The 11,686-nt window shown below is 68.1% G+C and carries 10 protein-coding genes and 2 pseudogenes; 8 read left to right on the top strand and 4 right to left on the bottom strand.

All coding sequences use genetic code 11. The features are described from left to right. Positions 1 to 66 precede the first annotated feature (66 nt). The 5 genes from AC1P0E_RS33305 (at position 67) to AC1P0E_RS33285 (ending at position 7,045) form a co-directional block, all read left to right on the top strand. A complete protein-coding gene (locus tag AC1P0E_RS33305) occupies positions 67 to 537 on the top strand; it encodes a hypothetical protein (protein WP_482746204.1) in 471 nt (156 codons plus the stop codon). Between the two features lie 92 nt (positions 538 to 629). After that, the gene (locus AC1P0E_RS33300) at positions 630 to 2,888 is read left to right on the top strand and encodes a tetratricopeptide repeat protein (protein ID WP_482746203.1); all 2,259 of its coding nucleotides are present in this window, start codon (positions 630 to 632) and stop codon (positions 2,886 to 2,888) included. Between the two features lie 139 nt (positions 2,889 to 3,027). Next, on the top strand, positions 3,028 to 3,999 hold the full coding sequence (locus tag AC1P0E_RS33295) for a recombinase family protein (RefSeq protein WP_482746202.1): 972 nt from the start codon (positions 3,028 to 3,030) through the stop codon (positions 3,997 to 3,999). A 309-nt stretch (positions 4,000 to 4,308) separates the two neighbouring features. After that, entirely contained in the window at positions 4,309 to 4,767 is a 459-nt protein-coding gene (locus tag AC1P0E_RS33290) for a hypothetical protein (RefSeq protein ID WP_482746201.1), read from the top strand. A gap of 25 nt (positions 4,768 to 4,792) precedes the next feature. Beyond that, positions 4,793 to 7,045, top strand: a complete 2,253-nt coding sequence (locus AC1P0E_RS33285) for an ATP-binding protein (protein ID WP_482746200.1) — start codon at positions 4,793 to 4,795, stop codon at positions 7,043 to 7,045. A 92-nt stretch (positions 7,046 to 7,137) separates the two neighbouring features. Here AC1P0E_RS33285 and AC1P0E_RS33280 read toward each other — a convergent pair. From AC1P0E_RS33280 to AC1P0E_RS33270, 3 genes and pseudogenes are all read right to left on the bottom strand, one after another. Continuing rightward, positions 7,138 to 7,287: pseudogene (locus AC1P0E_RS33280) on the bottom strand (ATP-binding protein); the annotation flags it as partial. Beyond that, entirely contained in the window at positions 7,284 to 8,129 is an 846-nt protein-coding gene (locus tag AC1P0E_RS33275; protein WP_482746199.1) for a Pycsar system effector family protein, read from the bottom strand. The gene AC1P0E_RS33275 and the pseudogene AC1P0E_RS33280, both read right to left, overlap by 4 nt. Positions 8,130 to 8,362: 233 nt before the next feature. Then, positions 8,363 to 8,992: a class I SAM-dependent methyltransferase gene (locus AC1P0E_RS33270; protein ID WP_482746313.1), complete on the bottom strand. Its 630-nt coding sequence runs from the start codon at positions 8,990 to 8,992 to the stop codon at positions 8,363 to 8,365. A 248-nt stretch (positions 8,993 to 9,240) separates the two neighbouring features. On the opposite strand from AC1P0E_RS33270, the gene AC1P0E_RS33265 reads away from it, so the two are divergent. Both AC1P0E_RS33265 and AC1P0E_RS33260 read left to right on the top strand, forming a co-directional pair. Then, entirely contained in the window at positions 9,241 to 9,645 is a 405-nt protein-coding gene (locus tag AC1P0E_RS33265; protein ID WP_482746198.1) for a YunG family protein, read from the top strand. Between the two features lie 293 nt (positions 9,646 to 9,938). Then, positions 9,939 to 10,523 carry a YrhB domain-containing protein gene (locus AC1P0E_RS33260; RefSeq protein ID WP_482746197.1) on the top strand — a complete coding sequence of 195 codons (585 nt, stop codon included), beginning with the start codon at positions 9,939 to 9,941 and terminating at the stop codon, positions 10,521 to 10,523. On the opposite strand, the gene AC1P0E_RS33255 is transcribed toward AC1P0E_RS33260, so the two are convergent. After that, positions 10,505 to 10,954, bottom strand: coding sequence for a DUF3885 domain-containing protein (locus tag AC1P0E_RS33255; RefSeq protein ID WP_482746312.1), 450 nt, complete (start codon positions 10,952 to 10,954; stop codon positions 10,505 to 10,507). The genes AC1P0E_RS33260 and AC1P0E_RS33255 overlap by 19 nt on opposite strands. A 354-nt stretch (positions 10,955 to 11,308) precedes the next feature. Here AC1P0E_RS33255 and AC1P0E_RS33250 point away from each other — a divergent pair. After that, positions 11,309 to 11,593, top strand: a pseudogene (locus AC1P0E_RS33250) (DUF6000 family protein); the annotation flags it as partial. Positions 11,594 to 11,686: the final 93 nt, after the last annotated feature.

Genomic DNA, 11,686 nt, shown 5'->3' with positions numbered 1-11,686 from the left:
GTGCCCGGCTCGGTACGCTTTACCGGCATAGGGACATGGGGGCTGGCCGCCTTGCGGGGGGATGACATGTTGGATCAGGCGTTGGTTGTTCTGGCTTCGGCATTCGGGGCGGCGGTGGCTTCGGCGGCCGGCACCGAGGTGTGGTCGGGATTCCGGGACCGGGCGGCCCTGATCTTCGGCCGCCGGGACGCGCGGGAAAGCCAGGTGGTCCTAGAGCGATTGGACCGGTCGGCCCTCGAACTGGACCGCGCCGACCTCGGTGGCGCCGATCAGATCCGTACCCGGCTGGAAGCATCCTGGCAGGCCCGGTGCGAGGACCTACTGGAGAGTCTGGGCGAGGCGGACCGCGAGGAAGCCGCCGGGCAACTGCACGAACTGGTGGCCCGGCAGGCTGCCGGCGGAGTCACGGCCGGGGACGACGGTATCGCCATCGGCGGCAACGCCGACATCAAGGCTGACCGCGGGTCGGCGGCCGCCCTCCGCATGGGCGACGTGGCCCTCGGAAACCCTCCGATGCCGGGTCCGGAGCAGCGCTGACCGCACCCGGCGTCAGCCAGGCCCCGCACATCTCTGCGCAGACATCGCTCTACGCGCAGTCCGGCGCCCTGGTGGTCGGCCGCGCCGATTCGGTGACGCACCATGCCGCGCCGCGGGCGCCGCTCTCCTGGCCGCGGCTGGTCGGCGTGGTCCCGCGGCAGGCGGACTGCTTCCAGCACCGCGATGCCGTCGATGCCTTGGAGCGAGCGGTGGCCGGGGGTGGGACGGCGGTGCTGTGCCAGGTGCTGTCCGGGACCGGTGGGGTCGGCAAGACTCAGCTCGCCGCCCACCACGCCCGCACCGCGTGGCAGGCCGGGGCGGTGGATCTGCTGGTGTGGGTCACCGCGACCAGCAGGGACGCGGTCCTGAGCGCCTACGCCGAGGCCGCTGTCACGGTGACCGACCCCGACGACCCTCAATGCGCCGGCCTCGACGACCCTGAGCGGGCCGCCGTCCGCTTCCTGGCCTGGGCCCAGTCCACCGACCGGCGATGGCTGATCGTGCTCGACGACATGAGTGACCCCGCGCACCTCAATGGCGCGGACGGACGGGGTGACCTGTGGCCGCCCGCGCGCCCGAACGGCCGCGCGGTGGTCACCACTCGTCGCCGAGACGCCGCCCTGCCCGGCCACCTCATCGATGTCGGCCTGTTCACCAAGGGCGAGGCCGTCGGCTACCTGAGGGCCAAACTCGCAGCCCAAGGCCGCCACGACGACCCCGGGCAGGTCGAGGAGCTCGCCCGCGACCTGGGCCATCTGCCGCTGGCCCTCGCCCAGGCGGTCACCTATCTCCTCGACCTCCACCTGGACTGCGCCACCTACCGCGCCCGGCTGGCCGACCGCGCCCGTACGCTGCCCGACCTGGTTCCCGAGGACAGCGGCCTGCCCGACGCCCACCGCGCCACGGTGGCCGCCACCTGGTCCCTGTCCATCGAACACGCCGACCGCCTCCGCCCGACGGGCCTGGCCCGCCCCATGCTCCACCTGGCGGCTCTGCTCGACCCCAACGGCATCCCCGCCACCGTCCTGACCTCGCCCCCAGCCCTCGCCTACCTCACCGAACACCGCACCGCCGACGGTGGCACCGATCCCGACGTACCCCCGCGCGCGGTCGGGGTGGACGATGCGGCCGACGCGCTGCGCTGCCTGCACCGGCTCAGCCTGGCCGACCACACCCCCAACACCCCTCACCAGGAGGTGCGCGTCCACAACCTCGTCCAACGTGCCACCCGCGAAGCCCTGCGCCCCGCCGCACGCGACATGGCGGCCCGTACCTGCGCCGATGCCCTGTACGAGGCCTGGCCCGAGGTCGAACGCGACACTGCCCTCGGTCAGGCTCTGCGCGCCAACACCGCCGCCCTGACCGCCCACGCCGCAGACGCCCTGTGGCAGCCCGACGGCCACCCGGTTCTCTTCCACACCGGAAACAGCCTCGGCCGCACCGGACTCGTCACCGCCGCCCGCGCCCATTTCCAGGACCTGCACACCGCCGCCCGCCAGAACTTCGGCCCTGACCACCCCGACACCCTGACCGTCCGACACAACCTCGCTTACTGGCGGGGGGAGGCGGGGGATGCGGCCGGGGCCGCCACCGCGTTCGCCGAACTGTTAGCCGACCGGCTGCGGGTGCTGGGCCCCGACCACCTCGGCACCCTGACCGCCCGCCACAGCCTCACTTACTGGCGGGGGGAGGCGGGGGATGCGGCCGGGGCCGCCACCGCGTTCGCCGAACTGTTAGCCGACCGGCTGCGGGTGCTGGGCCCCGACCACCCCGACACCCTGACCACACGGGCCAACCTCGCCCGGTGGCGGGGGGAGGCGGGGGATGCGGCCGGGGCCGCCACCGCGTTCGCCGAACTGCTGGCCGACCGGCTGCGGGTGCTGGGCCCCGACCACCCCGACACCCTGACCACACGGACCTACCTCGCTAACTGGCGGGGGGAGGCGGGGGATGCGGCCGGGGCCGCCACCGCCACCGCCGAACTGCTGGCCGACTCCCTGCGGGTGCTGGGCCCTGACCACCCCGACACCCTGACCGTCCGACACAACCTCGCTTACTGGCAGGGGCAGGCGGGGGATGCGGCCGGGGCCGCCACCGCCACCGCCGAACTGCTGGCCCACCGGCTGCGGGTGCTGGGCCCCGACCACCCCGACACCCTGACCACACGGGCCAACCTCGCCCGGTGGCGGGGGAAGGCGGGGGATGCGGCCGGGGCCGCCACCGCCACCGCCGAACTGCTGGCCGACTCCCTGCGGGTGCTGGGCCCCGACCACCCCAACACCCTGACCGTCCGACACAACCTCGCTTACTGGCGGGGGCAGGCTGATGGAGCGAGCGGTGGTGTCGTTTGACGACATGAGGGCGACGCGTCCAAGACCCGTGCGATCCGGGGGTTCGTGGCGGCGCGAATCCAATCAGATCCGATGGTGATTGCCGACAGTGTTTGACGACAGGTAGGGTCCGATCCTCCGTACGGAAGGGGGCCCTCCGGTGGTGAACCTGATCTACAAGCGAGTCTCGACCGACCAGCAGTCCACCGCCCGGCAGAACCTCGTCCTGGACGAGGCCGGGATCGAGAACTCGGTCGTCTTCGAGGAAGACCCGGGCACCTCCAGCCGCCTCCACCCCCTCCAACGCCCGAAGTTCCGCGAGCTGCTGACGTACGCGTGGCCGGGCGACACCGTCCACATCTCCGAGATGTTCCGCCTCGTGCGCGGCACCGGGCACATACTCGACGTACTCGATGTCCTGCACCGCGAGCAGGTGGCGCTGCGCATCCACGCTGGCGCGTTCTCCGCGATGGACCTCACTGCCCGCCACCCGCGCACCGGCGAGCTGCTGTCCACCGTGAAGTTCATGCTGCAGACCCTCGCCGCCGCCGGCGAACTCCAGCGCGACCTCCAGCGCGAGCTGACCTACGACGGACTGCGCGCCGCCGAGGCCAAGGGCAACAAGGGCGGGCGCCGCCCGGCCGTCCCGGCCGCGAAGACCGACACCGTCCGCACCGCCTACCTGGAGGGCCGCTCGATCGCCGCCCTCGCCCGCGAGCACGATGTCCGGGTCGCCGTCCATGGCGCCGGTCAGCGTGCCGCGATGGACCGCATCCTGCGCGGCACACCCGAGCTCTCCAACGGAGCCCTGACGATCGTCGCCCTCGCTGTCGAAGCCGGCGTCCCGCGCAACGCACTCGCCCAGCGGCACACCGACCTGAAGAACGAGTTCTACGACAAGGTCCGCGCCCGCGGCGGCACCCCTGACAGCGAACAGCGCCTGCGCAAGCAGATCCGTCGCCTCAAGGAACTGCGGGCTGCCGACGCGGAGGAGATCGCCCAGCTCAAGGCCGACGTCGAAGCTCTCGTCGGCGCCCTGCACCAGGCAACGTCCGAAACTCAGCTCCTCCGTCAAGAACCCGCACTTCGTCCGCCGGTGCTCTGCACGTTGCCCTCGCAGGCTCGGCCATAAGCAGCTACCTCATCAATCACTGGCGCAACTCATCCGGCTCGAAGAACAGCATGCCCATCCTGGCACGTGCGCCACCGGCGCTTTTCTGACGCGAACTTGGACGAATCCAGCCGCAGGAAATGCAATGCCGCCCTATTCTCCTCAAGAGCTTGAAAACCAGGGACGCCGTTACGCCTCGTTAGCCATCATGGAAAACTCAGAGCCGAGAGTTTTTTTGGGCCCTCTCGCTGACTGCCTCCCTGGTATTGCTTCGATCACGTCTGGCCGCGGATACTGCGGGAGGGCATCGACGCGGGCGGAGTAGAGGGAATGGAACCTGACGCTTTGGCCACAACCGTAGTGTCCTTAGTCGCGATCTATCTCACGCATCTCAGCGGAGGCGCGGCTGAGAAGATCGGCGCGGACTTGAGTGACGCTGCCCGTCAAGGGCTCGGCCGAATTTACCATCGCCTCAAGGCCAAGGTACGCGGGGATCGACTCGCCGAACCGACTCTCGAGCGACTCGAGCAGCGGCCGGCTAGCGCGCCGCGCCAGGCCGCTGTCGCCGAGCTCGTCGCCGACCTGGCCGGGGACGATCCGGACTTCGCGCGCGACCTCGAGAGGCTGGTTCGCGAAAGCCGGGACACCGGAGACGGGGAGCTAATTAAAATTGCCGACGCGGGAGCTGTGGCGATTCACGGTGCTCTGACCATGCGAGGCACGTACGTAGCTGGCCGAGACATGTCCGTTAGCGAGTCCGCCGATGACCGGTCCGAGCGTGAACCCTGAGCGATCCGCCCCACTCGCCGCCCACGTGACCGATAGCGGCCTTGTCGCCGACGGGGACGTAGTCTTGTATGGGCGCAACGTCGCCGGACGCGATCTCTACATCGCCCAGGTAGTGCAGGAGATGCGGTCCCCGATGCCCGCGATATTCCACTTACCCCCCAATATCGCCGACTTCACTGGGCGAGACGAGCACGTCGCCGCCCTCCTCGGCACACTGCGCCCCCTCCCGGGCCGTGCGCCCCCCGCAGTCGCTATCTGTGCCATCGCTGGAAAAGCCGGTGTCGGCAAGACCGCGCTGGCACTCCACGCGGCGCACCGGCTGGCCGACGACTATCCGGACGGCCAACTTTTTGTCGATCTGCGCGGCCACGCCGAGACCGACGCTCTCGATCCCTCGGAGGTACTCTCAAGTTTCCTGCGCGAGTTCGGGGTGTTAGAGGCGTCCATGCCAGCTGACCTCGATGATAGAAGCCGCATGTTCAGGTCGTACGTGGCGCACAAGCGCATGCTCCTGGTCCTCGACAACGCCGCCGATGAGGCGCAGGTGCGACCACTACTGCCTGGAAGCACGTCGTGCGCCGTGCTGCTGACCAGTCGCCCTCGCCTGGCGATGCTGGAGGCAAGCCGCGTCGTAGTTCTTGACATCCTGCCGCAAGAGCCGGCACTCGATTTACTCAACAAGATCATTGGTCCTCGGGATGAGGCGGGGGTGCAGGTTGCCGCCGAGGAGATCGTACGGTTGTGCGGCGCACTTCCCTTAGCAATCCGTATCGCGGGAGGCCGTCTGGCCGGGCGTCCTCATCTCCGGCTGGCCGAGTTTGCCGCACTACTGCGGAATGAACGTCACCGCCTCGACGAACTTCGGGCAGGTGATCGGGAGGTCCGTGGCAGCTTCGCCCTCAGTTACAACGGCCTGAGCGAGCCCGAGCGCCGGGCGTTCCGGCTGCTCGCCCTGCCCCGCTCACCGGACTTCGCAGTGCCAGCCGCCGCAGCCCTGCTCGACCGCGACCACGCGACGGCGGTTGAACTGGTGGAACGACTGGTAGACGCCCAGTTGTTGGAGGTGGCGGGACGGGACCACTTCGGTCAGACTCGCTATCACTTTCACGACTTAGTAGGCCTCTTCGCCAAAGAGCTACTCGATCAGGAGGAGCCAGTCGACACCCAGCAGGTGGCGCTCCAGCGGGTCCTGAACGCGCAGCTCGCACGGGCGCGTATCGCTGATTCCGTCCTGCAGTCAGGGCGGATTTCGGTAACCCCCCTTCCTGCGGGGGTGGCCCTCGAGGACCGCCTGCGACACGACCCCCTTGGTTGGTTCAACAGCGAACACACCGGTCTTGTAGCACTCGTCGGACAGGGGTATGAGGCGGAACTCTTCCAGCCTACCCGGGAAGTCGCCCTCGCCCTCGCCTACTTCTTCGACGTACGCGGCCACGTCAGACTGTGGCAGCAGACCCACGAGATCGCTCTCGAAGCCGCGCGTCGAACGAGGGATCGTCCGGGTGAGGCGGACACTTTGCGCAGCATCGCCATCGCTCGCTGGGAGATGGGCGACTGGGCCTCCGCGCTCTCGGACTTCGAGGAGTCTCTGCGAATAGCACGCGAGCTGGAGGACAGCCGCCGGGAGGCTTATGCCCTCAATGATCTGGGCATCGTGCACCGGTACGCAGGCCGCAACGCCGAGGCACTGCGTTGCTTTGAACAGGCCATCGGCATCTTCCAGGCACTCCGTGACCGACTCAAGGAAGCGTACGTGCTGCGGGACCTTGGCGGCCTTTACATGGACCAGCGTCGTTGGCCGGACACCATCGCCACCTTAGAAAGGTGCCTCGCCGTGTTCCGTGACTTCGGCGAGCGGCGGGCCGAGGCACGGACTCTGAATCGGCTCGGAGACGTACACCGCCGACAGGGCAGGCGCGATACGGCACTCGACTATTACCAGAAATGCCGCCAGGTATTTCGTGACTTTGGTGACCGGCGCTGGGAGGCGTACACAGCCCACAGCCTCGCCGAGCTGTACCGAGACCAGGGTGACCTGGAGCAAGCGGCAGCCGAGCTCGCCTGGTGCCTTGAGGTCTTCCGGGATCTCAGAGACCGTCTTCGCGAAGGCAGGACCTTGCTCGCGATGGGCGAGATGGCCTCGGCTGCGGGCGACACCGGACTGGCCCGCGAACTCTGCTCGAGCGCCCTACGGGTGTTCGAGGACCTGCAAGCACCCGACGCTGAACAGGCCAGGACAGCACTCGGATCCATCAGCCGAGGCGACGCCACGCGTTGACTAGGCATCCGCAATTCGGGTGCCGTCAGTGGTCGCCACAGCGAACAGCCCATGGCCCAGCCAAGGCTCAACACGCTGAACTTGACAGAGAAGTCGTCACTGACCACGCCGCGCAGACCATCGAGCGAGAGGACCTGGGAAGCTGGCCAGGTGCGGGCCAACGTCGACTTGCCCGCGCCAGAGGCGCCGATCAGCACGATCAGCCCGTTCTCGGGCAGGTCCGGGTACAGCACCGAGGTCATGCGTCATCTCCTTGCGGGGCGAGGGAGCGGGCAGCCCAGTTCATGCGCTGCCCGGCGTTGTCGGTGATCAGGGCGGCTGCCTCGTGCAGCGGGCACGAGGCGTCGCGGTCGGGTTCGACGCGTTCGGCGGCCTGCGCGGTGACGGTGAGCAGCTGCGCGAAGGAGCCGAAGAGGCCGCCGGGCGGGTCGGCTTCGTAGTGGAGCTCGCGCAGGGTCTCTGCGAGTTCCTGGGCGTCGATGTCGCTGGTGAGGTCGTCGTGGATCTGCTGGAGGGCGAGCTGGGCTATACCCGCGGCGGCGCGGATGCGGTCGATTCGGGTACGGGTGAGCACCGCGGCCGCTGTCACAGCGCGGTGCCGGCGGCGGCCAGCGCGAGCAGGGTCAGGGCGGTGAGGACGAGGTCGACCGCGCCGCAGGTGGCTGTACTTGCGGACCGCGAGGACGGACAGGACCCGGATGCGGGCGGCGCGGCTGTCGCCTGCCATGCAAGCGTGGATTTCGTCTTCGTCGAGCTGCGCCCAGTACGGGAAGGACGCCCGATCGTTGCCGCTGAGCCGGCGGCGGACGACCAGGAGCAGCAGTACGGCGGCGGTGCCCAAGGCGAGGACGGCGAGGGCGCCGAAGGCTTTCGCGGGCAGCGGCAGGTCCTTGTCGGCGGTGGAGGCGAGGCCGGCGAGCACGGCACCGTTGAAGGCCAGCAGTAAGGACGCCTTGCCGTCCGTGCGGGCGATCTCGCTGGTGACTGCGGCGCAGGCGGAGTCCAGGTTCTTTTCGGTGGCCTGCTCGGCGAGATCGAAGGGCTGCAGAGCAGCCTGACCCACGCCGAGGAGAAGCTTGCCCAACTCGACACCCAGATCTCCCGGAAGCAGGAGTCTGTCGACCTGGGAATTCCTACCTTCCGAGGGATCGTTGCTCGCACCACTGCGGCGGCCACCCCGCCGGAGCCTGCGTGACTGAACGGCTGTCACTCCGGTGTGCTCAGCGGACACCGCCACAGAACACGGCGCTTGGACGAGCTTCATCCACGCGGATGATCTACACCACCCCGACCCCGGCCATGGGCCCGGGCCACGTTCTACGGGCGGCGGGCCAGCAGGTGGGTGTCGAGGAAGCCCCGCTCGGACGCTGGGTCGTGGAGCAACCGAGCCACCGTGACGAGTCCGGCCCCGGCCAGCAACTCGGCAAACTGGTCCGCCGGCCAGCTATAGGCAGGCGCCACCTTGTGGTCGAAGCGGACCGGCTCCGGTCCCTCGGTCCCGAAGAAGGACACCAGGAGCAGGCCCCCTGGTGCCAGGACACGCACCTGCTCCGCGAGCAGCGCGGGCAATTCTTCGGGTGGGGTATGGATCATCGAGTAGTGGGCCAGCACTCCGCCGAGCGCGGCGTCCTCGACCGGCAGGGCCTCCATTCGTGCTTCGTCGAACCGCAGCGCCGGATGGGCCCGCCGAGCGTGGGCGATCATGCCCGGGGAGAGGTCGAGCCCGAAGGCGTCCAACCCCAAGTCGTGCAGCATGGCCGTCAAATGGCCGGGGCCGCATCCGACGTCGGCTGCCCGTAGGTTCCCCGTGCCACGCACGAGTTCGGCGAAGGTGCCGATCATGTTCCGCGCGAACGGCTGCGTCTCCAACCGATTAGCGAACATCGACGCATACAGTTCGACGACCCCGTCATAGGCCGCCCTGGTTTCGTCCTGGTGTTTTAACACGGGAAGGAAGCTAACACCCGCGCCGTTCATAGCAGTTGTCCGGGCCCATACCGGCCCCCTTCCCCGCAGGACTGATCGTCCTGTTGTCCACGGACAGCGGGCCGTCCGGGTGAGCGGACTTTTCAGGTCCCTTCGGGCGGACAGTTGATCTCCCTGTCCGGTACTCCTTTTCGTCCCTCGGATGGGGGACGCTGGCCCTCGGTCTCCACGTCAGCGTCGGTGTCAGTGGTGACTGCGATGCTGACGGCATGATCCCTTGGAACCTGCTCGATCTTGACAGAGCCTTGCGCGCCAGCTGGGCTGCTGACACATGCTCCCCGGACGACCTGGAACGCTCCGGCTGGCAGCCAGAGAACCCGGCCTGGGGGCACTGCGACATCACGGCTTTGATCGTCAATGACGTCTTTGGCGGCGACCTCATGGCGGGCGAGGTGCACTTGAACGGCGTCCAGCACGGCTTTCACATGTGGAACCGGCTGGCCAGCGGCATCGAACTCGATCTGACGCGCGAGCAGTTCCAGCGAGGTCAGACCGTCACCGAGGGCCGTGTGGTGGAACGCCCGCCGGGCCCTCTGCGCCGCTGGGACGAGTACCTTCTCCTGCGCCGACGGGTCATCGAGCACCTTGGTTCCCTGCCGGAGCCTGCTGTGTGAGCGCGGCCGCGGGGTCAGCCCGGCTGATTCAGTGGAACGACGCCCTGGCCGCTGGTGGCCGGACCTGACTTGTCCGCCTACAAGGATCTTGCGCTGTCCGCTGTCACCTGACCACGGGACGCCCCGGTAGTTCGGAGAAAGCAGGACCCGAGAGTCTTGAGAGGTACTGGCGCAGAGCACTTGTTCTTCAGCTGCTGTATTCCTGGGCGAGAAGGTTCGTTGGCCCCTTCTGCGTGGCCCTGAGCCGTGGGAATTCGCTGGTCGAAACCGGGCCCGTACGGGATGCTGCACGCGTGATCGAGCGAGAAGCCGCCGTTCGGGCTGTCGAAGAACAGTTGGAGCGCGACTATCAGCAATGGCGGGCTGTGAGCACGGACGCGGTGAGGATGGCTGTGGTCCGTGTCGAGGAGCACGAGCTGGTGTGGATCGTCTCCTGGCAGTCCGAGGAGTTCGCAAGCACTCGGAACTCGAAGTACATGCTGGTCGGCAATGGGCCGTACCTGGTCGACCGCGTCGACGGGGGACTACACCAGATCGGCGTCGTCTCCGCAGTAACCGGGGAGTGGGAGAACGACTACCGGGCCCGAACACGTGGGCTGCCGGTGCACACTGCAGTAGACGACCTGCACGATGCGCTCTGCGCAGTCGCCGCTACGCACGGACGCATGCACGCTGTGCGGACACTGCGCCAGAGGCTGCCGACGCTCTCGCCTGCGGAGGCCATCGAGTACGTGAGCGCCCTGCTGGACGGTGATGCGCCCGCGCGCCTCGTGGCCGTCGCCACCAAGGAACTCGTGGAACCTCTCAACCCGGTACTTGCGGTGAAGACCATTTCGAGTGGAGCAGTGATCCGAACCGGTCAGAGACCCGACGGATGACGGGAAAGCCAGTCGGCATGCCGATCGCGCACCCGGTCCCGTTCCTCGGACGTGGCGAGGAAGACGTCGGCGCCACCGTCGTAGGGGTGATGGATGCGCTGCATCCGGGTGTCGGTGATGAGAACGCCCGCCACCTTGTCGTCGGCGACGTCTCGGAGCGACTCGTCGATGCAGCCTCGCCGCCAGGGCCGGCGGGCGGCGAAGAGGTGGCAGTACGTGCGGAACTCAGGGTCAGGATCGTCCTCCACCAGCAAGCTCTGCCAATAGCCCGTGACGGGTTGCGATGACGGAACCTCGGCTTCGGTCGTCCAGAGCGGAGTGATCACGTACACGTCCGCACCAGCGAACAACTCATCGAGGACGGTGTTGTAACGCTCCATGACGACGGTGTACTCGCTCTCGTCGTCCGCGTACCGCTTCGACTCCGGCAGGCTGTGAAAACGTACCCAAACATCCCGATACGGGTCACGGAGCTTGTACCCAACCGGAGGGCAACTAGGCCAACCCCGCTGCCACAGCTCCGTCAAATCCGCCTGCCCGTCTCCAGACACCCGCCGCACTCGCCCCTCTCGCGTATGGACTTACCGACGACCATGATGCCGGGGCTCACCCCCGAGGGAAACCGGCTTCTCATCTGTCACTTCGCCGGCTGCTGATGCGGCCCGGTCCAGTCGCGCTTGACGAATTTCGTCCAGTCCGTCGCGCTGGTGCCGGTGAGGGCGGCGGACGAGGAGCGCAAGGAATGGGCTGGCCTCGTTTTGCACCAGCAAGGCAAGATCGGCCGTGTGATACGCGATCCTCGTGACGATGCCGAGTTGCTGGCCCTGGTTCGCCGCTACGTCACGCCCGAGCGGCGTTATCTGAAGCTCGGCGGCAGCTTCCTGCGCATGCAAAGTCCTGAGTACGACCGATTCATGCAAGATCTCCGTGAGGACGCGGGACTCATCACCGCAGATGAGATCGCCACGCTCCTTGAGGGCAGCTGGAGAGAACGGAGAACTGCGGCTTGGCTCGTAGCTGTCTCCCGCAGGACCGAGTTCCGTGAGCGCCTCGGGGAACTCCTGCTGGCTAGGTTCTGTACGGCGGATCATCGTCCGAGGCAGAGTCGGATCGCTGGGTGCCCGCCGCCCACTGGCCGCGGAACGCCGGTGCTCGGGCAGTAT

It is taken from the genome of Streptomyces sp. TRD_SC_5, from assembly GCF_056836825.1.
The sequence above is the reverse complement of the archived record's forward strand: the minus strand, read 5'-3'. Positions and strand labels throughout refer to the sequence as shown.

Bases quoted from the DNA above. Each gene is read 5' to 3' on its own strand.
- AC1P0E_RS33305 (WP_482746204.1), top strand. From the start codon at position 67: ATGTTGGATCAGGCGTTGGTTGTTCTGGCTTCGGCATTCGGGGCGGCG.
- AC1P0E_RS33265 (WP_482746198.1), top strand. From the start codon at position 9,241: ATGATCCCTTGGAACCTGCTCGATCTTGACAGAGCCTTGCGCGCCAGC.
- AC1P0E_RS33290 (WP_482746201.1), top strand. From the start codon at position 4,309: ATGGAACCTGACGCTTTGGCCACAACCGTAGTGTCCTTAGTCGCGATC.